A 24,351-nucleotide genomic window follows, 5' to 3' on the forward strand; every position below is an offset into this window, starting at 1 on the left:
GAAGGTCAGCCGAGCGCACGCTCGGCCTGTTCCTGCCAAGTCTCCCCCGCAAGAACGCTCAGATCGTAGAGGCTGACCGCCGAGGCCTCGCGTCCGCAGGTCAGCCGCTTCAGCACCTCGGGCGCGAGATAGGCCACCGACAAGAGCCTGAAGCGGATCGCAGTCGATACGACCGTGATGGAGAAAAACATCGCCCATCCGACGGATGCCCGGCTTTACGAGCGCGCCCGGGCTCTGATGGTCGGTCTGGCGAAGGAGGCCGGGATCGAGTTGCGCCAGAGCTATGCCCGTCTTGCACCGCGGCTGGCCATCCAGGTCGGGCGCTACGCCCATGCCCGCCAGTTCAAGCGCATGCGCAGGGCCCTGCGCCAGTTCAAGGGCTATGCCGGCAGGATCCGCCGGGACCTGCGCCGGCATTTGCAGGACATTCCGCAAGGCCCCCTGCGCGAGAGGGTTCTGGACGCGCTCTGGCTGGTCGGGCGCCTGCTGGAACAGGGGCCGAAGAGCAAAGACAAGCTCTTTTCCCTGCATGAGCCCGAGGTCGATTGCATCTCCAAGGGCAAGGCGCGGGTCCGCTACGAATTCGGCACCAGGGTCAGCCTCGCGACCACCCTCGACGGCGGCTTCATGGTCGGCGCCCGCAGCTTTCCCGGCAACCCTTATGATGGCCACACCCCGGCACCTGCACTGGAGCAGGTCGCGATCCTGACCGATACGAGGCCCAGCCTCGCCGTGGTCGACCGCGCCATGGCGTGGGCACCACCAAGATCCTGATCAGCGGCATGCGGCGCGGCATCACGCCGTTACTGGCCAAGTTCCTGAAACGACGCAGCGCCATCGAACCCGAAATCGGTCACATGAAGAGTGACGGACGTCTTGCCAGATGTCCGCTGAAGGGCCGCATCGGCGACGCGGTCTTCGCCGTTCTCTGTGCCTGTGGCCACAATATCCGCAAGATCCTGGCCCATATCAGGGCGCTTTGGGCCCTGCTACTCCATCTGATTGCGGTAACCACCTGGCGCGAAAGGCCCCTTCACAGGTAAGCATTGCCCGCCTGACACGGTTGTTCAGAGCCGACAACCTGGCCTATGCCACAGCAACTGCGAAAGACTGGACATCCGCCCGGCCTTTTTCGTGACAGCATATGCGGAACGTATCCGGCGGCTTGTCCGCCCAGCCTTTCCGCCCCCTCGATGGGGGTGGAAAGGCTGCGCCCGGCCGGGACGGAAGGCAGCCGCGCGGTCAGTCGCGCGCCGACGCCAGAACCTTATGCAGAACCTCGCCCCGCACGTCGTCGCTGACGAAAGCCTCACCGATGTCGCGGGCCAGAACGAAGCGCAGGCGGCCATCGACCACCTTCTTGTCCTGACCCATCAGCGCGATCAGCGCCGCGTCATCGGGCAAATTGTCCGCGATATCCGACAGCCGCGACGGCATCCCCATCTGCCGCAGATGTTCCAGCACGCGCGACGGTGCCTCCTGGCTGCACAGGCCCATCCGCGCCGACAGATCGAAGGCCAGCGCACAGCCGATCGCCACCCCTTCGCCATGCAGCAGCCGGTCGGAATAGCCGGTCGCGGCCTCCAGCGCATGGCCAAAGGTATGGCCCAGATTCAGCAGCGCGCGTTCACCCTGCTCGGTCTCGTCGCGGGTCACGATCCCGGCCTTCATCCGCACCGAATGGGCCACGGCATAAAGCCGTGCATCCATGTCGCACGACAGGTTCGGCGCGTTCTTTTCCAGCCAGCCGAAGAATTCCGCATCCCCCAGCAGCCCGTATTTCGCCACCTCGCCATAGCCCGCCAGAAAATCGCGCGGGCGCAGCGTGTCCAGCACCGCGATATCGGCCAGCACCAGCGAGGGCTGGTGAAACGCCCCGATCAGGTTCTTGCCGTGGGCCGAGTTGATGCCGGTCTTGCCGCCGACGCTGCTGTCCACCTGCGCCAGCAGCGAAGTCGGGACCTGCACGAAACGCACCCCGCGCCGCAGGATTGCGGCAGCGAAACCGACCAGATCGCCGATCACGCCGCCACCGAAGGCAATGACGATATCGCGACGCTCGATCTTCTGTTCCAGCAGCCAGTCCACGACCCGCATCAGATGCGGCCAGCTTTTGGTGGCCTCTCCGGCAGGCAGGCTCAGCGCCACGCTGTCGATCCCATCGGCCTTCAGCGCCTGCTGCAACCGCGCCAGATGCAGCGCCGCCACGGTCTCGTCGCTGACGATGGCCACGCGGGGACGCTGCAACAGCGGCGCGATTTCGGCGCCCGCGCGGTCGATCAGACCGGGGCCGATGCGCACGTCATAGGCGCGATCCCCCAGCGGCACATGAACGGTGGCTGTCTCGGTCATTTCATCTCCAGCAGGTCGGGTTGGGTCTTGCGGATCGCCTCGAGCAACCGGCTGGTCGCGGCCTCGACCGTCTCGCCGGATTGCGAGGGGAAACTCATCTCGGCCAGTGCATAGACCGGATTGCGCGCAGCCAGCAACTCGGTCAGCACCGCCTTGGGGTTGCTGGTCTGCAACAGCGGCCGTGTCTGGCGTTGGCGGACCCGGTGCCACAGCGTCTCCAGATCGCAGTTCAGCCAGATCGACAGCGCCTGCGCCGAGATCAGCTCGCGGTTTTCGGCCCGCATCCATGCCCCGCCGCCGGTCGAGATCACCCCCGGCGTGCCCTTCAGCAGCCGCGCCAGCACCTGCGTTTCGCGGTCACGGAAAAACGCCTCGCCGTCGCGGGCGAAAATCTCGCTGATGCTCATCGCGGCGGCGGATTCGATCTCGACATCGGAATCGGTGAAACCGACATGCAGCCGCCGGGCCAGTTCGGTTCCGATCACGGTCTTGCCCGCGCCCATCATGCCGATCAGGACGATATGACGCTTCAGCCGGCCCTTCATCCGCAACAGTCCCCCATTTCAGTCTCACAATTGCCGTGAATGGCGTGATCTTTCGGAAATTGCCATATATATTCGGGTTGACCGGCGAAAGACCGGGTCCGGCAAGGACGAAAAGGCAGGAAACAAGGGGCAAGACCGATGCGGCTGCTGAAGCTTGTGGTGGTGGTGATTCTGGCGGCCGTGGTCGCTCTGGTGGGCTATGCCTATTTTGGCGACATGGAGCCCCGGCAGAGAGAGGTTCGCGTGCCGGTGACGGATGCCGCGCCTGCCGCCGGCGACACTGCCGCGACCGATAGCGAGACCGATGCCGACAGCGAATAGAGCGTCATATGACCTGATCGCCGCCACCGCGCTGTGGCTGGCCATAAGTGCCGGGGCGGCGCTGGCACAGCAACAGCCGCTGTCGGCCAGCGACTGGCTGTCGGGCAGCGTGCAAGCCCCCGAGCGCGAAAGCTCGGCCTGGCGGCCCGGCGATGCCTCGCCTCCGGGGATGGGGCCGGGGGCGGTTCAGCCGGTGGCGGAATCCGGCGCCGTGGGCGAGGTTCAGGTGACCCGGCTGGATGGCGGCGATCCCGATGCGGGCGGCACCATCACCGCCCGCCGCGCCGGTCTGCCGCGCGATCTGTGGCAGGGCAGCGATGCGCAGGTGCTGGCGCCGCTGATCCTGCAAACCCCGGCCCGCCTGCCCGCGATGAATGTGCTGCTGCGCCGGGTGTTGACCGCGCAGCTGACGCCTCCGACCGGCGCCGATGGCAGTCGTCGCGGCCATCTGTTTCTGGCCCGGGCCGACCGGCTGCTGGACATGGGCGCGCTGGAACAGGCGCAGGCGCTGCTGGTGACGGCGGGGCCGGGCGATCCCGAAGTGTTCCGCCGCCTGTTCGACATCGCCCTGCTGGAGGGCGACGAGACCCGCGCCTGCGACATCATGAATGGCACGCCTGGCATCGCCCCCAGCTTTGCCGCGCGGATCTTCTGTCTGGCGCAGGGCGGCGACTGGGCCGCCGCCGCCGTCAGCCTGCACGGTGCCGAAATTCTGGGCCTGATCGACGAGCGGCAGGCGATCATGCTGACCCATTTTCTGGACGATGCCTTCGTTGACAGCGATGACGTTCTGGACCCCGCCGAACGCATGACGCCGCTGGATTTCCGCATCCACGAGGCGATCGGTCAGCCGCTGCCGACCTCGCCGCTGCCGGTGGCCTTCGCGCAATCCGACCTGCGGCTGAACAGCGGCTGGAAGGCCCGGCTGGAGGCCGCCGAGCGTCTGGCCCGCGCCGGGGCGATTCCCGCCGCCCGGCTGCGCCAGATCTATGCCGAACAGAAGCCCGCGGCGTCGGGCGGGGTCTGGGAACGCGCCAGCGCCATGCGCACGCTGGAGGCCGCTATGGCCGCCGGTGATGTCAGCACCGCCCTGCCCCGCGCCTTCGACGAATTCCGCGGCGCGGGCATGGCCGATGTGCTGGCGTCGATGGTGGCGGCGGATCTGCCCGAAACCACCGAGGGCCGCGCGGCCGAGATCGCCGGCTGGCTGCGGCAATGGCACGGGTTGCCCGTCGCCGATCCCGTCGCCGCCGATGACGCCCTGACCGCCGATCCCGTCCACCCCCCCGCCGAGGCGCGCGGAGAGGCGCTTCTGGCTGCGCTGGCCGATATCGACGCCGGGCTTGACGGTGATCTGACGCGGGCCGGGCGCGGGCTGGCGATGCTGACGGCGCTGGGGCTGGATGAGGATGCCGATCTGGCCCGCGCGCAACTGTCGCTGCAACCCCTGATCGGGCCCGAGAACTGATGGCCTCGGTCCTGCCCAAAGGCGATGGCACCGCGATCTCGGCCTTTCTGGATGCGCAGGCCGCCGAGGCCGGGGCGGCGCGCAATACGCTGCTGGCCTACGGGCGCGATCTGCGCGACCTGTCCGAATGGCTGGCGCGGCGCGATCTGTCGCTGGCCGGACTGACCCGCGAAATCGTCAAGGATTATCTGGCCTTTTGCGATGCGCAGGGCCTGTCGCGGGCAACGCGGGCGCGGCGGCTGTCCTCGATCCGCCAGTTCACCCGCTTCGCGCTGGAGGAAGGCTGGCGCGAGGACGATCCCGCCATCCGCATCAGTGGCCCCGGCCGCCCCCGCCGCCTGCCCAAGACGCTGGACCAGGCCGAGATCGAGGCAATGCTGGCCGCCGCCCCGGGCATCGGTCGCAAGCCCTCGGACCGGGTGCGCAACCTGTGCCTGATCGAGCTGCTCTATGCCACTGGCATGCGCGTCAGCGAGCTGGTTGCCCTGCCCGTCGCCGCCTGCCGGGGCGATCCCGCCGTGCTGCTGATCCGCGGCAAGGGCGGCAAGGAAAGGCTGGTGCCGCTGACCCCGCCCGCGCGGCAGGCGCTGACCGACTGGCTGCAATTGCGCGACAACCCGCCCGAGGGCAGCCCTCTGGCCCGGCTGATCGCGGGGCGCGGCGCGCGCTGGCTGTTTCCCGCGCCGGGTGCGGCGGGACATATGCCGCGTCAAAGCTTTGGCCGGTTGCTGAACGACATCGCGGTGGCGGCGGACGTCGATCCGTCCCGCGTCACCCCGCATGTGATCCGCCACGCCTTCGCAACGCATCTGCTGGAAGGCGGCGCCGACCTGCGCAGTATCCAGACGCTGCTGGGCCATGCCGATCTGGGCACGACCGAGATCTATACCCATGTGCTGGACGAGCGTATGCGCGATCTGGTGCTGAACCACCACCCGCTGGCCCGCAACGACCCCGCAAGGGACGAGGATTAAGCCGCCGCGCCCTGCCTTGGCCCGCGCCCCGGCTGACCGGTCTGGTCCAGCGCCATCGAAATCCGCCGCTGCTGACGCTGCATCAACGGGCTGTCCGGTCGCTGTTCCAGCGCCTGCTGCATGATATTCCGGGCCTGATGCGGCTTTCCCGCCTCGGCCAGCCGCCGCGCCATGGACAGTTGCAGCAGGGACGGATCCTCGGCCAGTTGCAGCGCCTCGCGCATATGCCCGATGCCGCGCTGCACATTGCCCAGCCGGAAGCAGGTATCAGCCAGCCGCTTGCGGATCAATGCATCCTCGGGGTGCAACCTTTCCAGCCAGTGCAGCATCCGCAGCGCGCGGGCATAGCGCCCGTGCAGCGACAGGATCGCCGCGGCCAGCCCGATTCGCTGCGCGTCCTCTTCGGTGTCAGGGGCTGCGGGCTCCTGCCCTTCGGTCAGTGCCTTGTCCATCTCTCGCGGAACAGGACCAAGGCCGCGTAGCTTCAGATGAATGTCGGGACCGCCGACCAGCGGGCGGCGCGCTGCATCATCGTCCAGCAGTTCCTCCCAATCAGCCAGATAGAACCATGGCCGCAGAATCGTGCTTTCCTCGCCGGTTTCGGTCAATTCCGGCGCAAGTCGGTGCGGAAACATCATCGCCCGCGATAACGGCCCATCACCTCCCAGCAGTTCCGCCGCCATCTGGCCCGTCCAAGGGGTATCGCCTGCCGCCTGCGAAAAAACCAGCGACAGAAATTCGTGCGCCGATGCCTCGCTGTCGGGATCGGCCTGAACATGCATCGCCACCAGCATGCTTCGGCAATGCTTGCGGTCGCGGCCAGCCATTCGCGGATCTGACATCCCGGCGCGGGCCGTGCGGCGTGCCTCGGGCAGTCGCCCCGCCGCCACCAGACATTCCGCCTGAATGCGCCGCACGAAGGGATGGGCCTGCATCAGCGCCTCGCGGTCCTTCAGCGCATCGGCCAGCCGCCCCGCCTGCCCCTGCCCGATGGCGTGGCGAGAGGCATATTGCAGCGATTGCGCCAGATCGCCGGGGGCGAAAAAGCTGTCCGGCGCGTCGATGACCCGGTCCAGCAGCGCCTGATAGGCCGCGATCCGCTGCTCGGGCGACAGGTTCTGCGGCAGGGGCACGAATTCGGCCTTGCCGATCGAGGCCGCCGCCAGCGAAAAGGCGCTGCCGCTGGAGGCCCCGATCCGGGCGCAGCGCGACATGATCAGCAGTTCCAGCATGTCGCGCTCGGTCGCCGTCAGCTTGTCCATGTCCAGCAGGCTGTCGATGGGCATGATCCGGTCGTTGCCCGCCGCCATGTGACGCGCCGCCGCCGGGGTATCGGTAAAGACGATCACCGCACCAGGCTGGGCATCGGCCCAGATCCGCAAAAACTCGTCCGGGGCGAATTTGGCCGCCCATGAGCTGAGCGACCACGGGTCGCCGTCCAGTAGATCGCCGCGCCGCATATGGATCGCCGCCGCCTGCGCCAGCCCGCCATCGACCCGTCTGGACAGCCGCTTTTCGGCGCGGGCAAGGATTTTGGCCAGACGCGGCGCCAGCGGCAGATCAGTGGCCAGCGCGGCAATCTCGGCACGTGCGGCATCGGGCGGCTCGCCCATGAAGGAGATGACATCGAAAGCCGCATCGCTGACGAAACGCTCGCCCACCCCAAGGCGCTGGCGCATATGGTCGGCGTCCAGCTTTTTTGCCAGCAGACCAAGATCACCACGCCCCGACAGATCCGGGGCCCTGTCCACGACAGAGATGTGGCGGGCGACGAAATCCTTGTCCAGAAACTCTCGTGGGTCGGTCAGTTCGGGATAGGGGCCGCCCGGCTCGGACAGCCAGATGAAGCGCGCCGGGCAATCGAATTTGCGCCCCAGCCGCAGAACGTTCAGCAGCCCGGTCAGACGTGCGCCGATCCGGTCCTTGCGAAAGCCGATGATTGCGGGAAATTCGCTCATGGAAAAGGTCCGTTCTGTTGCCGGAGGGACGCTAGCCCTGAACCCTCGCGCTTGCAACCGCACGGCTTCATGCCTAACAGGTTTGCAAAGTCACCAGCCCAGAGGGACCGCCATGGACATCGACGCCCGCCGCAAGGCCGACCCCGAACATTGGAAACTGGCCAGCGCGATCCGCGTGCTGGCGATGGACGCGGTCGAGGCCGCCAATTCCGGCCATCCCGGCATGCCGATGGGCATGGCCGATGTGGCGACGGTGTTGTTCCGCAACCACCTGAAATTCGACGCATCCGCCCCCAACTGGTTCGACCGCGACCGTTTCGTGCTGTCGGCGGGCCACGGCTCGATGCTGATCTATGCGTTGCTGCACCTGACCGGATACGAGCAGATGTCGCTGGAGCAGATCCGCAATTTCCGCCAATGGGGCGCGATCACCGCGGGCCATCCGGAATACGGTCATGTGGAAGGCGTCGAGACCACCACCGGCCCGCTGGGTCAGGGCATCGCGACCTCGGTCGGCATGGCCATGGCCGAAGAGGCGATGCGCGCCGAATTCGGGCCGGAACTGTGCGACCACCGCACCTGGGTCATCGCCGGCGACGGCTGCCTGATGGAAGGCATCAGTCAGGAGGCCGTGGGTCTGGCGGGCGCGCAGGGCCTGGGCCGGCTGATCGTGCTGTGGGACAATAACGACATCACCATCGACGGCCGGGTCAGCCTGTCGGACCGCACCGACCAACTGGCGCGCTTTGCGGCCTCGGGCTGGCGGGTGCTGTCCTGCGACGGCCATGACGCCGCCGACATCGACCGCGCCCTGACCGAAGCCGCGCAGGACGATGGCCGCCCGGTGCTGGTGTCGTGCAAGACCATCATCGGCTTCGGCGCGCCCACCCGGGCCGACAGCGCCAAGGCCCACGGCTCGCCCCTTGGGGCCGACGAGATCGCCGCCACCCGCAAGGCCTATGGCTGGGACGGCGTGGCCTTCGAGATCCCCGAGGACATCGCCGCCGACTGGCGCGCGATCGGCGCGAAAGGCGCCGGGGCCCGCAAGGCATGGAACGCCCGCGTCGATGCGCTGACCGGCGATTCCCGTGCCGAATTCAGCCGCCGCATCGGCGACGACGTGAACCCGCAACTGGCCCCGGCCATCGCCGCGCTGAAACAGCAGACGGTGGATGCCAAGCCCAAGGTCGCCACCCGCAAGGCCAGCGAGAATGTGCTGGAAGTGCTTAACCCGCATATGCCGGAAAACTTCGGCGGCTCGGCCGACCTGACCGGATCGAACAACACCAAGACCTCGGATCAGGGGATATTCAACGCCGAAAACCGTCTGGGCCGCTATATCCATTACGGCATCCGCGAGCATGGCATGGCCGCGGCGATGAACGGCATCTGGCTGCATGGCGGTTTCCGCCCCTATGGCGGCACCTTCATGTGCTTCACCGATTACGCGCGCGGCGCAATGCGGCTGTCGGCGCTGATGGGGCTGCCGGTGGTCTATGTGATGACCCATGACAGCATCGGTCTGGGCGAGGACGGCCCGACCCACCAGCCGGTCGAGCATCTGGCCATCTGCCGCGCCACCCCGAACACGCTGACCCTGCGCCCCTGCGATCAGATCGAGACCGCCGAGGCCTGGGAAATCGCGTTATCGCAGAAATCGACGCCTTCGGTTCTGGCCCTGTCGCGACAGAACCTGCCCTTGCTGCGCGAAGAGGGTTCGGGCGAGAACCTGACGGCGAAAGGCGCCTATGTGCTGCGCGAGGCCAGCGCCGCGCCTGCGGTGGTGCTGATGGCGACGGGTTCCGAGGTCGAGATCGCGGTGGCCGCGCGCGAGGCGCTGGAACAGGGCGGCACGCCAACCCGCGTGGTCTCGGTCCCCTCGATGGAGCTGTTCCGCGCGCAATCCGCCGATTACCGCCGCGAGGTTCTGCCGGAAAACTCCGTGCGCATCGCCGTCGAGGCCGCCATTCGCCAGCCTTGGGACTGGCTGTTGCTGGGCGAGCGCGGGCGCGAGGAGAAATCCGATTTCGTCGGCATGACCGGCTTTGGCGCCTCGGCCCCGGCGCCGACCCTTTACAAGGAGTTCGGGATCACCCCGGAGGCCGTGGTCGAGAAGGTCCGGGCGCTGCTTTAAGGGATTCCTGCCTCCGGCGGGGATTTTTTCACACCAGAGATGCAGCCGGTTTTTCGGGTCCGGCTGTGTCTTTTTGGGTTTGATCATGGGGTGCGGTGATGCGGGTTCTGGCGCGGGCCTTTGCGCTGATGGGGCGCGAACGCGACGGGCTGCGCCAGCCCGGAAATGACCAGCCCACAGGCATCGCGCTGCTGTTGCTGGCGGTGCTGGGATTCACCCTGATGGATGCGACGGCCAAGGCGCTGACGCAGGATTATCATCCAGTGCAGGTGGTCTGGACGCGCTTTGTCGGCAATCTGATGATCTTCGCGGTGATCTTTCGGGGGCGTCTGCTGGTGCAGTTGCGCACCCGCCAGCCCGGGATGCAATTCGCGCGGGCGCTGATGCAGCTGGCCTCGGTCGGGTTGTTCTTTACCTCGTTGCAATTCATCGGGCTGGCCGAGGCCACCGCGATCATGGATATCAACCCGGTGCTGATCACCCTGGGGGCGGCGCTGTTTCTGGGCGAGAGGATCGGGCCGCGCCGCATTGCCGGGATCGCCGCCGCGCTGGTCGGGGCGATGCTGATCATCCGTCCGAGTCCGGGCGTGTTCGAGGTGGCGGCGCTGCTGCCGCTGGCCGGGGCCTTCACCTATGCCGCAGGCGCCTTGCTGACGCGGATGGTGCGCAGCGATTCCGTCGCCACCTCGGTCACCTGGTCGGCGGTGGTGGGCACGGTGGCGACATCGCTGCTGGTGCCATTCCTGTGGCAGCCGGTCGCGCGGGGCGATCTGTGGCTGTTTCTGGCGCTGGCGCTGTTCGGCACGCTGAGCCAGTGGTTTCTGGTCCGCGCCTTCAGCATGGCCGAGGCCGGGGCGCTGGCGCCCTTCGGCTATACCGGGTTGTTATGGGCAGGTGTCTGGGGCTGGTTGTTCTTTGGCCAGTTCCCTGATCTCTGGACCATCGGCGGGGCGGCGATTATCGTGGCGGCGGGTCTTTATGTCTGGTCGCGTGAGGCGCAGGCGGCGAAAGCGAAAGAATGAGCGATACGACACCTTCCCTGATCGACCGGCTGACCAATGGCGTCTTTCTGGGGCTGATGGGTCTGGCCCGGCTGCTGCCCTATGAGCGGCGCATTCCCGCGATCGGCTGGTTCTTTTCCCGGGTCATTGCGCCCGTTGCCGGATGGCGGCAGCGGATCCGCGACAACCTGGCGATGGCGCGGCCCGATCTGGATCGTGCCGAGGTCGAGGCGCTGGTGCGGGCGGTGCCCGACAATGCCGGGCGGTCGCTGGCCGAGATCTATTCCGGGGACGAGTTCACCGCCCGTATCCGCGAGCGCGGCGTGATCGAGGGGCCGGGGCTGGTGGCGCTGGAACAGGCATTCGAGAGCCAGCGTCCGGTGATTCTGGCCTGCGCGCATTTCGGCAATTACGATGCGATGCGGGCGATGCTGGTGGCGCGGGGCTGGCCGGTCGGCGCGCTGTACCGGCCGATGAACAACGAGGCCTTCAACCGTCATTACGTCCCCGCCATCACCGCCATTGCCGAGCCGCTGTTTCCGCGTGGCCGGGCCGGGCTGGCGGCGATGATCCGCTTTCTGAAGGGCGGCGGCTGGCTGGCGCTGGGTTTCGATCAATATGACCGTCACGCCACCGAGCTGCGCTTTTTCGACCTGCCGACGCGGACCGTTCTGACACCGGCCGATCTGGCGCTGCGCCATGATGCGCTACTGGTGCCGATCAACGGTATCCGTCAGCCGAACGGGCTGGATTTCCGCATCCATATCGGCGACCCGGTCGAACATGGCGAGCCGCGCGACATGATGCAGGCGCTGAATGACGGGCTGGAGATGCTGATCCGCCGCCATATGGAACAATGGTTCTGGATCCACCGGCGCTGGAAGTGAAGGCCCCGCCGGGATGCGGCGGGGCGAAAGGCGGGGTCAAACGGCGCGAACCTGCCCATGCGGGGCGGCGGCTTCGCGGCGGTCGCGCAGTTCCTCGGCCACGAGGAAAGCCAGTTCCAGCGACTGGCTGGCATTCAGGCGCGGATCGCAGGCGGTGTGATAGCGGTCGGACAGATCCTCGTCCTTGACCGCGCGCACGCCGCCGGTGCATTCGGTCACGTCCTGACCGGTCATCTCGAAATGGACGCCGCCCGGAATCGTGCCCTCGGCGCGGTGGATGGCAAAGAACTCGCGCACCTCGCGCAGCACCGAATCGAAGGGCCGGGTCTTGTAGCCCGAAGCCGATTTGATCGTGTTGCCATGCATCGGATCGCAGGACCAGACGACATTCGCGCCCTCTTGCTGGACGGTCCGGATCAGGCGCGGCAGATGATCGCCCACCTGCCCCGCGCCGAAGCGCGCGATCAGCGTCAGCCGGCCCGCCTCGTTGCCAGGGTTCAGCTTCGCCATCAGCACCTTGAGGTCATCCGCCGTGGTCGAGGGGCCGCATTTCAGCCCGATCGGGTTCTGCACCCCGCGACAGAATTCGACATGTGCGCCATCGGGCTGCCGGGTGCGGTCGCCGATCCAGATCATGTGGCCCGATCCCGCCACAGGCAGGCCGGTGGTCGAATCGGTGCGGGCCAGCGCCTCTTCGTATTCCAGCAAGAGCGCCTCGTGGCTGGTATAGAAATCGACCTTGGACAGCTGATGCGCGGTGTCGGAGTTGACCCCCGCCGCCTGCATGAAGGCCATCGCGTCGCGGATCCGGTCGGCGATGTCGCGATATTTCGCGGCCTCGGGACCGCCGGTGAAGTCCGCGATCCAGCTTTGCACGCGATGCATGTCGGCAAACCCGCCGGTCGAGAAGGCGCGCAGCAGGTTCAGCGACGCCGCTGCCTGCGTATAGGCCGCCAGCATCCGCTGCGGATCGGGGATGCGTGCCTCGGGCGTGAAGTCGAAGCCATTGATGATGTCGCCGCGATAGCTGGGCAGTTCGACCCCATCCATCACCTCGGTGGGCGCCGAACGCGGCTTGGCGAACTGGCCCGCCATCCGGCCGACCTTGATCACCGGCAGTTGCGCCCCCCAGGTTAGTACCACCGCCATTTGCAGCAGGACCATGAAGGTGTCGCGCAGGTTGTCGGCGCTGAATTCGGAAAAGCTTTCGGCGCAGTCCCCGCCCTGCAACAGGAAGGCACGGCCTGCCGCCACCTCGGCCAGTTGCTGACGCATGCGCCGCGCCTCTCCCGCAAAGACCAGCGGCGGATAGCGGCGCAACTGCGCCTCGACCGTGGCCAGCGCCTGCGCGTCGGTATATTCGGGCATCTGGATGCGCGGATAGGCGCGCCAGCCGGCCTTGTCCCAGCTTTGGGTGGCGGTCGTGCGGTTCTCCTGCGTCATGGCATCTGCTCCTTGGGAATGCTGGGGCTGATATAGTCGCAAGCGCCGCGTGATGAAAGGGAAGAAACCCCGAAGATCCCCCCCTTGCGGCAAAGGGGTTTCGCGCTGATATTCGGGCACCTGAACGCGCGAGACAGCCCGATGCCATCCGTCAAACCAAAACGCTTTACCTTTCTGCTGCTGGATCATTTCACAATGCTGCCCTTCAGCGCCGTGATCGAGCCGCTGCGGCTGGCCAACCGCGCCAGCGAGACGCTGCAATATGAATGGCGGCTGGTCGGGCCGTGGGGCGCTTTCGCCACCTGCTCGAACGGGACGCGAATCGTGCTGGATGGCGGGCTGAGCGACGATGTGCCGGTTTCGCGCGATGATGTGGTGATCGTCTGCGGCGGCACCAATATCGCCAGTCAGGCGACCAAGCCGGTGCTGAACTGGCTGCGCCGGCAGTCGCGCGGCGGGGCGACCATCGCAGGGGTCTGCACCGGCGCCTGGATCATGGCCGAGGCGGGCCTGCTGGACGGGCGCAAGGCGACGATCCACTGGGAAAACCACGACGGCTTTGCCGAGGCCTTCCCCGAGGTGGACCTTTACCGCTCGGTCTTCGTCAATGACGGCAACCGGCTGACGGCGGCGGGCGGCACCTCTTCGATCGACCTGATGCTGCACCTGATCGCTCAGGCCCTGGGCGAGGCGATCGCCTCCGAGATCGCCGACCAGATGCTGCATACCGCGATCCGCAGCGATCAGGACCATCAGCGCCTGTCGATCCCGACCCGGATCGGCGTGCGCCATCCGCGTCTGGCCGCCGTGATCGCACGGATGGAGGCCAATCTGGAGGACCCGATCAGCCCCGCCGAACTGGCCGCAGATGCGGGCATGTCCACCCGGCAGCTGGAGCGGTTGTTCCGCCGCTATCTGAACCGCAGCCCCAAGCGGTACTATATGGAAACCCGGCTGGCGCGGGCGCGCAACCTGCTGATGCAGACCGAAATGTCGATCATCGAGGTGGCGCTGGCCTCGGGCTTTTCCAGTCCCTCGCATTTCTCGAAATGCTATCGCGCGCGTTACGGCAGCACGCCCTATCGCCAGCGCGGCACTGGCACCACCGGCACCGGCTGAATCCATAACGCGAAAAATTTTCGCGAAACCGGCCGGTATTAATCCTTCATTAACCTCTTGGCTTTACCTCGAAACGAGGGGCCGGACGGTGAACGCCCCATGAACAAGGTCCGGGCCAACCGGGCGCGGTCATGAGGCGGTGGAATGGCGTATGAGGTGACAGTGTTATCCGTATCGGCCCCGATCCCCACGGGCGGCAGTGCCTCTGGTCCGTGGGGATACCAGGCCGGTCAGACCATCGAATTCACCGACCCGACGCTGCACCGGATCGAAATCCAGGACGACGATCCGAATTTCGATTCGCAGTTTTACCAACGCGACGACCAGCAGACCGTCGCGGAAGAAGTCACCATCGGGAACCTTTACATCCCCGCAGGAACACGCCTTTCGACCTATCTCGCGTCGGTCATCGCGGATGAGGATGGCAACCAGTATTTCGTGATGTTCCCGCGGCAGGCGGAACCGGGCAGCTTCGGGGCCGAACTGGGCAGCAAGACCGAACTGCTGATCCTGCCTTATAATGGCGGGCAGGCACCCCACGAGGTCCCGTTTGACCCGGTGGCAAAAACCTACACGATGGTGCGGGTACTGAACAGGCCCGCCGATATGTCGGTCCCCTACGGCGTGCCCTGCTTTGCCGGCGGCACCGTGATCGACACCCAGCTTGGTCCGCGCCGGATCGAGGCGCTGCAACCCGGCGACATGATCCGCACCCGCGACAACGGAATGCGCTGGCTGTGCTGGATTGGCTCGGTCGAACTGACCTGCGACCAGTTGCAGCAGCGGCCCAACCTGCGCCCAATCCGCATCCGCGCGGGGGCGCTGGCCCCCGGCATCCCGGCGCAGGATCTGACCGTCTCGCCGCAGCATCGAATGCTGATCCGCTCCTCCCTCTGCGCCCGCCTGTTCGGAGAGGTCGAGATGCTGGTCGCCGCCAAGCACCTGCTGGAACTGCCGGGGATCGAGGTTGTCCAGCCCGACACCGGCATCCGTTATTGGCACATGCTGTTCGACGGGCACGAGGTCGTGCATTCCAACGGCGCATGGAGCGAAAGCCTGTTCACCGGCCCTCAGGCGCTGAAATCCATCAGTCCGGCGGCGCGGCGCGAAATCCTTGAACTGTTTCCCGAGCTGGCGGCGCCGGGCTTCACCCCACGCGGCGCAAGGCGTTTCGCCACCGGACGAGAGGGCCGCAAACTGGCCCGCCACGCCGGACGCGCCTTAATACGGCAGGACTGACCCATCTTGCCCGGCCCGGCCCTTGCCCGGCCCAGTGCGATTTGCATAAGTCGCGCCATGACCATCACCATCCGCCCTGCCCGCTTTCCTGCGGAAACCGACAGCGTCCGCCACCTGTTCCGCCTCTATGCCGAAGGATTGGGGCTGGATCTGGGCTTTCAGGATTTCGAGGCCGAACTGGCCGCCCTGCCCGGAAAATATGCGCCGCCCGCAGGTGCCACCCTGCTGGCAGAGCGTTCCGACGGGCTGGTGCTGGGCTGCGTCGCGATGCGCCCGCATGACGGCCCCACCTGCGAGATGAAGCGGCTGTTCCTGCGCCCCGAAGCGCGCGGGCTGGGCCTTGGCCACAAGCTGGCGCAGGCCATCATCCAAAGCGCGCGGGATGTCGGCTATCGCCGGATGGTGCTGGACACGCTGGCGACGATGCAGGGCGCGCTGGCCGTCTATCGCGGGCTGGGGTTCCAGCCGATCCCGCCCTATTATCACAACCCGCTGGAAGGCGTGGTCTTCATGGCGCTGGATCTGGCGCCCGCCTATCAGCGAACAGTGATGCGCCCATCCAGAACGGGCGCGTAATCCGCCCCCTGTGCGGCCAGATATTCGGCCAGAACCTCGGCCAGATCGGGGCCGAAATCATAGGCATTCTGCGCCTTTGTGGCAAAAACCTGATAACCGTCCCCGCCCGACCGCATATAGTTGTTCGACGCCACCCCATAGGTTTCATCGGGCTGGATCGGCACCCATTCCTCGCCCTGTTGCACCAGAACCTCGCTGATCCGGCTGCCCGGCGCGGCCGCCGGATCGACCGTGTATTTCAGCCCGGCCACCTGCGCGAACCGGCCCGCGCCTTCCTCATACTGGCTGGCGCCGTTTTCCAGTGCCTCGACCACATCGGCACCGTTCAGCTGAAAGGTCGCCAGCGTGTTCTGGAACGGCAGCACCGTATAGACCTCGCCCATTGTCACCGGCCCGGCATCGATCGAGGCCCGCAACCCGCCGCCATTGGCAATCGCGATCGAGACCCCCTGATCCCTCACCCGGTCCAGCATCGCATCCGCGACCAGCGATCCCATCTCGCATTCGCGCGCCCGACAGTTCACCCGGTCGCCATCGATGGGCGCGGCGGTCTGTGCCACCACCTGCTGGCGCAATTCCTCGATGGGCGCGGCCATTTCCTGCACCCGCGCCAGCAGCCCCGCATCGGGCTCGACCGAGGCGTCCAGCAGCACCGGCTGACCCGCAATATCGGTCACATTGCCCGCATCATCGAAGGTCAGCGTCAGATGCCCGATATATTTCGAATAGGCATAGGCGGTTACCACCGGAACCTCGACACCGTCCGGCCCCGCAACAAGGGTCGGATATGGCCCCTCGGCCCCGTCCATATCGCCCAGCAGGGTATGCGAATGGCCGCCGACAACGGCATCCAGCCCGGCTACTTCAGCGGCAAAATCCTGATCGCGCAGATAGCCGACATGGGTCAGCGCGATGATCTTGTCGACACCCTGTTCGGTCAGTGCCTGAACCCCGGCCTTCAGGCTTTCCATATCATCGACAAAGATCACATCGTCACCGGGCGATGCCGTTTCAGGCGTGTCCATCGCCAACGCCGAGATGATCCCGACCCGGTCGCCGCCCACATCCAGCACCAATGCGCGCTCGACCTTGTCCTTCAGCAGATCCGACTGGGACAGATCCAGATTCGAGGATATGACCGGAAAATCAGCGCCTTCCAGCAGAACATTCAAGCCCTCATTGCCATCGTCGAACTCGTGGTTGCCGATCGCCATCGCGTCATAGCCGATGGCATTCATGAACTCGACCACCTCCTCGCCCTTATAGGTCGTATAGAACAGGCTGCCCTGATACTGATCGCCCGCATCCAGAACGATGACATGGCCGCCATCCGCCGTGATCTGGTCGCGCAATTCGTTGATCTTGGTGGCAATCCGCGCCACGCCCCCGAAACATTCCCCCGCGGCCGAGGTTTCCGCGTCGCAGGTGCTGTCGAAGGCGTTGATCTCTTCGATGCGGCTGTGAACGTCATTCGTATGCAGGATATGCAGGACCATCTCGGCCTGCGCGGCCCCGGCATACAGCGCGGCAGCACAAACCGCAGTCAGAAGGCGACGCTTCATGGCTGATTCCCCTTTCACCCTGTTGGACGGATGCTGCCAGCTTGGCCCAAGCGGCAGCGTCGGTCAAACATCCAGATGACATCCGCGAAATGACGCGATGATGACCGCCGGCATCTTGACCCGCCACCCCCCGCGGCTGCAAATGCGGGCATGTTGATCTACAAGATTTTCCGCCCCTCGGAATGGGCCACGATGCAGGCGCAGGGTGAAACCGCTGGCGCCCCGGTCGATATCACCGATGGCTATGTGCATTTCTCGACCGCCGGACAGGTGCCGGGAACGCTGGCCCGACATTTCGCGGATGAGGGCGAATTGTATCTGCTGGCCTGCAACGCCGACACGCTGGGGGCCGATCTGCGCTGGGAACCGGCCCGCGGAGGCGCGCTGTTCGCGCATCTCTATCGCCCCCTGCGGATGGCGGATGTGCTGTGGACGCGGCTGATCTCCCCCGGACCCGACGGCCACCAGACCGGAGAGCTGGAATGAACATCATCGAGCGGCTGGGCCTGACCGCGCTGCACCGGCTGGACCCCGAGCGGGCGCATGACCTGTCGATCCGCGCACTGGCTGCCGGGCTCGTGCCCCTGCCCGGCGCGCCGGTCACATCGGAGCGGCTGCGTATCGAACTGGCCGGGCTCAGCCTCCCCAACCCGGTCGGGCTGGCGGCGGGGTATGACAAGAACGCCCGCGCCACCCGTGCGCTGATGACTGCGGGCTTCGGCTTTGTCGAACTGGGCGCGGCCACCCCGCGCCCGCAGTCCGGAAATCCCCGCCCCCGCCTGTTCCGGCTTCGCCAGGACGCCGCGATCATCAACCGTTTCGGCTTCAATAACGAGGGCGCGCAGGCGATTGCCGCACGGCTGCGCAAACGGCCTGCGGGCATACCGGTCGGGCTGAATATCGGCGCGAACAAGGACAGCGCCGACCGCGCCGCCGATTTCGCCGAGGTCGTGCGCATCGCCGGAAACGCCGCCGATTTCCTGACGGTCAATGTCTCCTCGCCCAATACCGAAAAACTGCGCGATCTGCAGGGCGCGCAGGCGCTGGCCGCCCTTCTGACCGGCGTGATCGAGGCCCGCGACCAGTTGCAGTCCCGCCCCCCGGTCTTCGTCAAGATCGCGCCCGATCTGGATGACGCCGGCCTTGCCGATATCGCCGCCGTCGCAAGGGAAACCGGCGTACAAGCCATCATCGCCACCAACACAACCCTCTCGCGTGAAGGTCTCAGCGACGCGCAACGCGATCAGACGGGCGGGCTGTCGGGTGCACCGCTCTTTACCCGCTCGACACAGGTTCTGGCGCGGCTCTACCGCGAAACCGGCGGCACGATCCCGCTGATCGGCGTCGGCGGAATCGGATCGACGGAACAGGCGTGGCAAAAACTGCGCGCCGGGGCCAGCGCGGTGCAGATCTATTCCGCATTGATCTATCAAGGCTTTTCGCTGGCGGCAAAGATTGCTCAGGAACTGGACGCCCGGCTTCAACGCGACAGGCTGTCCCTCAACGAACTGACCGGCAGCGGCACCACAGACTGGTTCTGACCGCCCCCATCTTTGGTGCATAAATATCCCGGGGGTCCGGGGGGGGACCCCCGGGCGGTGCCGCATACAGCCGGCTTATCGCATCAGCCGCACTGCTTCGGCGGCGGTTTCGGCGGCCTGTTGCGCTTCGGGCATGCGCATCCGCACACGCTTGATGCGGCGGGGATCGGCCTCGACGATCTCGAATTCGGCACCGGAATCATGGACGATCACCTCGCCCTCTTCCGGCACCCGGTCGGCCAGCGCGATCACCAGACCGCCGATCGTGTCGATATCCTCTTCCTCTTCCGCGTCGAACAGGCGCAGGCCGGTCTCGGATTCGACCTCGTCCAGCGGCGCGCGGGCACGGATCAGCCACTGGCCGGGCTTTTCCTGCACCCACAGCACATCATGGCCTTCGTCATGCTCGTCCTCGATCTCGCCGATGACCTGCTCGATCAGATCTTCGATGGTGACCAACCCGTCCACGCCGCCATATTCGTCGATCACCAGCGCCATATGGATGCGTTTCTGCTGCATCTGCTGCAACAGCACGCCAATCGACATCGAGGGCGGCACATAAAGCAAGGGGCGCAGCATCGGCCGCAGATCGAAATCGCTTTCGTGGCCAAAGCCGTGCTTCAGCGCCAGATCCTTCAGGTGGATCATCCCCAGCGGACTGTCCAGAGAGCCTTCATAGACCGGCACACGGGAAAAGCCGTGCTCGCGGAACATGCCGACCAGTTCCTCCAGCGATACCGTGTCGGGCGCGGCGACCAGTTCGGCCTTGGGCACCGCGACATCATCGACCCGCATCCGTCGCAGATTCAGGATGCTTGGCGCGTCGGATTGATTGCCGTTCCGGGCGGCCTGCTCTTCCCCGCCATCGTCATTTCCGGTCAAGGCGCCGAAAAAGCGGCCGAAAAAGCCTTTTGGACTGGGAAGATCGCGGCCATCGCCACCAACACCATCTGCCGCCCCCGCAGGCGAATCGCCCAAGGGGTGGTCAGGTAATCGCGGCTCGGAATTCATCGCATTTCCTCTTGATAGGGATCGGGAATCTTCAGGGTCTGAAGGATAGAACGCTCCGCCGCCTCCATCGTTTCGGCATCCGGATCGTTTTCGTGGTCATAGCCCAGCAGGTGCAGCACCGCATGGACCAGAAGATGGCTGACATGGTGATCGAAGGGTTTGCCCTGCGCCTCGGCCTCGGCCCGGCAGGTCTCCCAGGCGATGGCGATATCGCCCAGTTCCGCCTGATCGGGCAGATTGGGACGCGCGCCGGGTTCATGCGCGGGATGATCGACCGAGGGCCAGGACAGCACATTCGTCGCCCGCGCCTTGCCACGGAAATCGGCATTCAGCGCGGCGATGCGGGCATCGTCGCAGCCCATCACCACGACCTCGGCCTCACGCAAGCAATGCCAGACCAGCGCGGCATTCACCGCGCTGCCGGCAAGGGCCTCAAGGCCCGCTTTCCCCCATCGCTCATCCTCGATGACGGTATCGACGCATATATCGTCAGGCATCGTCTCGCTTTGGCCGACGGGGCACATAGGTGCCACGCGACTCCTCGGTTTCCCCCCTTGCCAGCGCGGCCTCGGTCTCGGCGTCATAGGCCTCGATGATCCGGGCGACAAGCGGGTGGCGCACGACATCGCGCGCGGTGAAATAGCTGAAACTGATTCCCTTCACCCCGTCAAGGATCTTTTCAGCCTCGACCAGCCCCGATCCCATGCCGCGCGGCAGGTCGATCTGGGTGCGGTCACCGGTGATGACCATGCGCGATCCCTCGCCCAGACGGGTCAGGAACATCTTCATCTGCATGGTGGTGGCGTTCTGCGCCTCGTCCAGCACCACAAAGCTGTTGGCCAGCGTCCGCCCGCGCATGAAGGCCAGCGGCGCGATCTCGATGCGCTTTTCCTCGATCAGCTTCTGCATCTGCTTGCCGGGCAGGAAATCGTTCAGCGCATCGTAAAGCGGCTGCATATAGGGATCGACCTTGTCCTTCATGTCGCCGGGCAGAAAGCCCAGACGCTCTCCCGCCTCGACGGCGGGGCGCGACAGGACGATCCGGTCCACATGGCCGCCGATCAGCATGGTGACGCCGACCGCCACGGCCAGATAGGTCTTGCCAGTGCCCGCAGGTCCGATGCCGAAGGCCAGTTCGTTCTCGAACAGCGCCCGGACATAGGCCTTCTGCGCCTCGGTGCGCGGCTCGACCGATTTCTTGCGGGTACGCAATTCGTAATTGCCGGATGCGAACATCTCCAGCTGGGCCGTGGGCGAGGCATCGCCGCCCTCTTCGATGCCCATGCGCAGCGCGGCTTCGATCTCGGGCAGGGCGACGGTGCGGCCCTGCTCCAGCCGGGCATAGAGACCGCGCAGCAATTGCGCCGCCTCGGCCTGCGCCTCGGGACCGCCGACGATGGCAAGCTGGTTGCCGCGTCGCAGGATGTGAATCCCAAGGGCCTCTTCGATCCGCGCCAGATGCCGGTCATTGGCACCGCAAAGATCGATCAGCAGTCGATTGTCGGGGAATTCCAGCAGGGTTTCGGCTGGATGGCTTGCGACGGGTGGCGTAGGCGTCAGGCCCAAAATAATCTCCGGCTAGAGTCGTCTGTCATGTATGGTGGCAATCGCAAAGGATTCGCACAAGATGCAGTTATCGGATTGTGAAGCTTCGGTGACGCAGGCCCTGTAAATCCGGCTGAAATCCGCGCCCTCATGGCGGCGTCACAGCCAGCGGGCCCAGAAATCCGGCCAGCGGTGCCGCGTCCCGCATCGCCGAAACCGGACCATCCCAGGCAATGTGGCCGTCCTGCAACAGCGCCACCCGGTCACCGATCACCCGCACCGATTCCATGTCATGGGTGATGGTGATGGCGGTCGCCCCGGTCTCGGTCACGATGCCCCGGATCAGCGCATTGATCCGCGCCGCCCGGATCGGGTCCAGCCCGGTCGTGGGCTCGTCAAAGAAGATCACCTGCGGATCGTCGGCAATGGCGCGCGCCAGCCCGGCCCGTTTCGCCATGCCGCCCGACAGCTCGGCAGGCATCAGATCGGCGGTTTCCGGCCCCAGCCCGACCCGCGCCATCTTGTCCAGCGCGATGGGCCGCGCCTGCCTGTCCGGCATGCGCTGACGCAGGCGAAAGGCGACGTTCTGCCAGACGGTCAGGCTGTCGAACAGCGCCGCGCCCTGAAACAGCATCCCGAACTGCGCCATGAAGGCCGGACGGGTCGAGCGGTCCAGCGGCCGACCCTGCCACAGCACCTGCCCCGCATCCGGCGCCTCCAGCCCGAGGATGCATTTCAGCAGCACCGATTTGCCCATGCCGGACTGGCCGATCACGCACAGGCTCTCGCCCTGCGCGACGTCAAGGTCGATGCCATCCAGCACCGCCCTGCCACCGAAACGCTTGTGCAGCCCGCGAACGCCGATCATCGGAAGAACAGCCCGGTCAGGATGAAATTCGCAGCCAATATGCCGACGGCGGCGACCACCACGGCGGATTTCGTGGCCCGCCCGACCCCCGCCGCGCCGCGTCCCGCATGCAGCCCGAACCAGCAGCCGCTGAGCGCGACGACAAAGCCGAAAACCGCGCCTTTCAGCAGGCCCGACAGCACGTCCCAGACCTCCAGATAGGCCCAGCTGTTGGCGATATAGCTGGCCGAGACGAAGCCGAGCGATTGCGTGCCGACCAGCCAGCCGCCCATGATGCCGATGATATCGCCGACCGCGACCAGCAGCGGCACGGTCAGGATCGCCGCCCACAGCCGCGGCGTGACCAGCCAGCCCATCGGATCGGTGGAGAGCGTAACCAGCGCGTCGATCTGTTCGGTCACCTTCATCGTGCCGATCTCGGCGGCGAAGCTGCTGGCGACGCGGGCGGCGACCATCAGCCCGCCCAGCACCGGGCCAAGCTCGCGCACCATGCCGATGGCGACGATGGCGGGCACCACGTCGCTGGCCTGAAAGCGCGCGCCGCCAGAGTGGATCTGCAAGGCCAGCGCCGCGCCGGTGAACAGCGCCGTCAGCCCGACCACCGGCAGCGACAGCCAGCCGACCTGCACCAGTTGCGCGGCAAAGGCGCGGGCGTGAAAGGGCCGCCACGCGAACAGCCCGCGCAGGGCGAACAGCGTCACCGCGCCGATGGATCGCAGCAGGCGAAGACTGGCCCGTCCGGTCAGCCGGACCGGGTTCACAGCCATGTCCGGGGATAGCGGTTCCCCAGCGAGGTCAATATCTCGTACCCGATGGTGCCGGCGAAATAAGCAACTGCGTCAATGGGTTGTTCGTCACATATCAGGTCCAGCGCCTCCGGCACCTGCGACAGGGCGCTGACATCGGCGGTAATCAGGTCCATCGACACGCGCCCGACGATCGGACAGGCCACGCCCCCGGCATAGAGGCTGGCCCCGCTGGAAGACAGCGCGCGCAGCACCCCATCGGCATAGCCCGCCGCAACCGTCGCGACGCGGGTCGCCGCGCCCGCATACCATGTCGCGCCATAGCCCACCAATTCGCCCGGCTGAACGGAGCGGGTCTGGATCACCGGCAGCGACAGGCGCACCACCTGCCGCGCATCCGCGAAGGGCATCCCGCCATAAAGACCGACACCGGGCCGCACCAGATCGAAATGGTAATCCGGCCCCAGCAGGATTCCCCCGGTCGCCGCCAGCGACAGCGGTACGTCGCAGCCCTCGGTCATCTGTCGAAAGGCGGTCAGCTGGGCGGCATTGGCAGGGTGGTCGGGCTCATCGGCGCAGGCCAGATGCGACATGATGAAATCGGGGCGCGCGGCGATGGCCTCGTCGCGCAGACCGGCCCATTCGGCGGGTTCCATCCCCAGACGGTTCATGCCGGAATCAAGCTGGATCGCGAAGGGCTGGCCGGGCCGCGTGGTGCGGTCGCGGAAGAACTGCTCGGGACTGTTCAGCACCGGCACCAGCCCGGTCAGATCCTCGCCCGCCATATGTCCCGACAGCACGTTGATCCGCGCGTCATCAGGCAGCAGGGGACGGATCGCCCGGCCCTCTTGCGCCAGCGCCACGAAGAAATCCCGCGCCCCGGCTTCATAGAGCGCAGGCGCCACATGTGCGGCCCCCAGCCCGTAACCATCGGCCTTGACGACCGCAGCGGCGCGCGCGCCGGGGGCTTTGGCCGCCAGCGCCTTCCAGTTGGCCACGATGGCCCCGATATCGATCTGCAAACCCATGCGCATCCCTTGCTGCCGGATCCTAGAAAATGT

General features: G+C 66.3%; 23 protein-coding genes and 1 pseudogene. 12 read left to right on the forward strand and 12 right to left on the reverse strand.

The window, feature by feature from the left end:
• Positions 1-5: 5 nt before the first annotated feature.
• Positions 6-191: a hypothetical protein gene (locus tag JHW40_RS15055; RefSeq protein WP_090614357.1), complete on the reverse strand. Its 186-nt coding sequence runs from the start codon at positions 189-191 to the stop codon at positions 6-8.
• Between JHW40_RS15055 and JHW40_RS15060 the strand changes: the two are divergent.
• Positions 139-1,043 (forward strand): annotated as a pseudogene (locus JHW40_RS15060) (IS5 family transposase); the annotation flags it as partial. The gene JHW40_RS15055 and the pseudogene JHW40_RS15060 sit on opposite strands and share 53 nt — an antisense overlap.
• A 199-nt stretch (positions 1,044-1,242) precedes the next feature.
• Here the strand turns inward: JHW40_RS15060 and aroB are convergent.
• Together aroB and JHW40_RS15070 are read right to left on the reverse strand one after the other, a co-directional pair.
• On the reverse strand, positions 1,243-2,352 hold the full coding sequence (gene aroB, locus JHW40_RS15065; protein WP_090614360.1) for a 3-dehydroquinate synthase: 1,110 nt from the start codon (positions 2,350-2,352) through the stop codon (positions 1,243-1,245).
• Positions 2,349-2,897 carry a shikimate kinase gene (locus JHW40_RS15070; protein ID WP_090614363.1) on the reverse strand — a complete coding sequence of 183 codons (549 nt, stop codon included), beginning with the start codon at positions 2,895-2,897 and terminating at the stop codon, positions 2,349-2,351. The genes aroB and JHW40_RS15070 overlap by 4 nt, the downstream gene beginning before the upstream one ends.
• A gap of 138 nt (positions 2,898-3,035) precedes the next feature.
• Between JHW40_RS15070 and JHW40_RS15075 the strand changes: the two genes are divergently transcribed.
• Genes JHW40_RS15075 through JHW40_RS15085 form a run of 3 tightly spaced genes read left to right on the forward strand, consistent with a single transcriptional unit; the run spans position 3,036 to position 5,660 of the window.
• Positions 3,036-3,218, forward strand: a complete 183-nt coding sequence (locus JHW40_RS15075) for a hypothetical protein (RefSeq protein WP_090614366.1) — start codon at positions 3,036-3,038, stop codon at positions 3,216-3,218.
• Positions 3,202-4,686, forward strand: coding sequence for a hypothetical protein (locus JHW40_RS15080; RefSeq protein ID WP_090614368.1), 1,485 nt, complete (start codon positions 3,202-3,204; stop codon positions 4,684-4,686). Before JHW40_RS15075 ends, JHW40_RS15080 begins: the two co-directional genes overlap by 17 nt.
• A complete protein-coding gene (locus tag JHW40_RS15085) occupies positions 4,686-5,660 on the forward strand; it encodes a tyrosine recombinase (protein ID WP_090614370.1) in 975 nt (324 codons plus the stop codon). Before JHW40_RS15080 ends, JHW40_RS15085 begins: the two co-directional genes overlap by 1 nt.
• On the opposite strand, the gene JHW40_RS15090 is transcribed toward JHW40_RS15085, so the two are convergent.
• Complete coding sequence (locus JHW40_RS15090) at positions 5,657-7,618, reverse strand: tetratricopeptide repeat protein (protein ID WP_090614373.1); 1,962 nt, start codon at positions 7,616-7,618, stop codon at positions 5,657-5,659. The genes JHW40_RS15085 and JHW40_RS15090 overlap by 4 nt on opposite strands.
• Before the next feature lie 112 nt (positions 7,619-7,730).
• Between JHW40_RS15090 and tkt the strand changes: the two genes are divergently transcribed.
• The 3 genes from tkt to JHW40_RS15105 all read left to right on the forward strand — a co-directional run bounded on the left by tkt (position 7,731) and on the right by JHW40_RS15105 (position 11,640).
• Positions 7,731-9,752 carry a transketolase gene (gene tkt, locus JHW40_RS15095; RefSeq protein ID WP_090614376.1) on the forward strand — a complete coding sequence of 674 codons (2,022 nt, stop codon included), beginning with the start codon at positions 7,731-7,733 and terminating at the stop codon, positions 9,750-9,752.
• 98 nt (positions 9,753-9,850) lie between these two features.
• Positions 9,851-10,774, forward strand: a complete 924-nt coding sequence (locus JHW40_RS15100) for a DMT family transporter (protein ID WP_090614379.1) — start codon at positions 9,851-9,853, stop codon at positions 10,772-10,774.
• Entirely contained in the window at positions 10,771-11,640 is an 870-nt protein-coding gene (locus tag JHW40_RS15105) for a lysophospholipid acyltransferase family protein (RefSeq protein WP_090614381.1), read from the forward strand. Before JHW40_RS15100 ends, JHW40_RS15105 begins: the two co-directional genes overlap by 4 nt.
• Before the next feature lie 36 nt (positions 11,641-11,676).
• On the opposite strand, the gene JHW40_RS15110 is transcribed toward JHW40_RS15105, so the two are convergent.
• Positions 11,677-13,083 carry a class II 3-deoxy-7-phosphoheptulonate synthase gene (locus tag JHW40_RS15110; protein ID WP_090614384.1) on the reverse strand — a complete coding sequence of 469 codons (1,407 nt, stop codon included), beginning with the start codon at positions 13,081-13,083 and terminating at the stop codon, positions 11,677-11,679.
• A gap of 141 nt (positions 13,084-13,224) precedes the next feature.
• Between JHW40_RS15110 and JHW40_RS15115 the strand changes: the two genes are divergently transcribed.
• The 3 genes from JHW40_RS15115 to JHW40_RS15125 all read left to right on the forward strand — a co-directional run bounded on the left by JHW40_RS15115 (position 13,225) and on the right by JHW40_RS15125 (position 16,017).
• The gene (locus JHW40_RS15115) at positions 13,225-14,202 is read left to right on the forward strand and encodes a GlxA family transcriptional regulator (protein WP_090614474.1); all 978 of its coding nucleotides are present in this window, start codon (positions 13,225-13,227) and stop codon (positions 14,200-14,202) included.
• Between the two features lie 144 nt (positions 14,203-14,346).
• On the forward strand, positions 14,347-15,441 hold the full coding sequence (locus JHW40_RS15120; protein WP_272849000.1) for a Hint domain-containing protein: 1,095 nt from the start codon (positions 14,347-14,349) through the stop codon (positions 15,439-15,441).
• Between the two features lie 57 nt (positions 15,442-15,498).
• The gene (locus JHW40_RS15125) at positions 15,499-16,017 is read left to right on the forward strand and encodes a GNAT family N-acetyltransferase (protein WP_090614386.1); all 519 of its coding nucleotides are present in this window, start codon (positions 15,499-15,501) and stop codon (positions 16,015-16,017) included.
• Here JHW40_RS15125 and JHW40_RS15130 read toward each other — a convergent pair.
• Entirely contained in the window at positions 15,978-17,579 is a 1,602-nt protein-coding gene (locus JHW40_RS15130; protein WP_090614388.1) for a bifunctional metallophosphatase/5'-nucleotidase, read from the reverse strand. The genes JHW40_RS15125 and JHW40_RS15130 overlap by 40 nt on opposite strands.
• A gap of 150 nt (positions 17,580-17,729) precedes the next feature.
• On the opposite strand from JHW40_RS15130, the gene JHW40_RS15135 reads away from it, so the two are divergent.
• Both JHW40_RS15135 and JHW40_RS15140 read left to right on the forward strand, forming a co-directional pair.
• The gene (locus JHW40_RS15135) at positions 17,730-18,065 is read left to right on the forward strand and encodes a DUF952 domain-containing protein (RefSeq protein WP_090614391.1); all 336 of its coding nucleotides are present in this window, start codon (positions 17,730-17,732) and stop codon (positions 18,063-18,065) included.
• Positions 18,062-19,120 carry a quinone-dependent dihydroorotate dehydrogenase gene (locus tag JHW40_RS15140; protein ID WP_090614394.1) on the forward strand — a complete coding sequence of 353 codons (1,059 nt, stop codon included), beginning with the start codon at positions 18,062-18,064 and terminating at the stop codon, positions 19,118-19,120. Before JHW40_RS15135 ends, JHW40_RS15140 begins: the two co-directional genes overlap by 4 nt.
• 75 nt (positions 19,121-19,195) lie before the next feature.
• Here the strand turns inward: JHW40_RS15140 and JHW40_RS15145 are convergent, their stop codons facing one another.
• The 6 genes from JHW40_RS15145 to alr form a co-directional block, all read right to left on the reverse strand.
• Positions 19,196-20,131 carry a hemolysin family protein gene (locus JHW40_RS15145; RefSeq protein WP_090614397.1) on the reverse strand — a complete coding sequence of 312 codons (936 nt, stop codon included), beginning with the start codon at positions 20,129-20,131 and terminating at the stop codon, positions 19,196-19,198.
• Positions 20,128-20,628 carry an rRNA maturation RNase YbeY gene (ybeY, locus tag JHW40_RS15150; protein ID WP_090614479.1) on the reverse strand — a complete coding sequence of 167 codons (501 nt, stop codon included), beginning with the start codon at positions 20,626-20,628 and terminating at the stop codon, positions 20,128-20,130. Before ybeY ends, JHW40_RS15145 begins: the two co-directional genes overlap by 4 nt.
• The gene (locus JHW40_RS15155; RefSeq protein ID WP_090614400.1) at positions 20,621-21,697 is read right to left on the reverse strand and encodes a PhoH family protein; all 1,077 of its coding nucleotides are present in this window, start codon (positions 21,695-21,697) and stop codon (positions 20,621-20,623) included. The genes ybeY and JHW40_RS15155 overlap by 8 nt, the downstream gene beginning before the upstream one ends.
• Positions 21,698-21,824: 127 nt before the next feature.
• Positions 21,825-22,544: an ABC transporter ATP-binding protein gene (locus JHW40_RS15160; RefSeq protein ID WP_090614402.1), complete on the reverse strand. Its 720-nt coding sequence runs from the start codon at positions 22,542-22,544 to the stop codon at positions 21,825-21,827.
• Entirely contained in the window at positions 22,541-23,311 is a 771-nt protein-coding gene (locus JHW40_RS15165; RefSeq protein WP_170851878.1) for an MlaE family ABC transporter permease, read from the reverse strand. The genes JHW40_RS15160 and JHW40_RS15165 overlap by 4 nt, the downstream gene beginning before the upstream one ends.
• Positions 23,302-24,318 carry an alanine racemase gene (gene alr / locus JHW40_RS15170; RefSeq protein ID WP_090614408.1) on the reverse strand — a complete coding sequence of 339 codons (1,017 nt, stop codon included), beginning with the start codon at positions 24,316-24,318 and terminating at the stop codon, positions 23,302-23,304. Before alr ends, JHW40_RS15165 begins: the two co-directional genes overlap by 10 nt.
• Between the last annotated feature and the right edge of the window lie 33 nt (positions 24,319-24,351).

This window comes from Paracoccus alcaliphilus, from assembly GCF_028553725.1.
GTDB lineage: Bacteria > Pseudomonadota > Alphaproteobacteria > Rhodobacterales > Rhodobacteraceae > Paracoccus > Paracoccus alcaliphilus.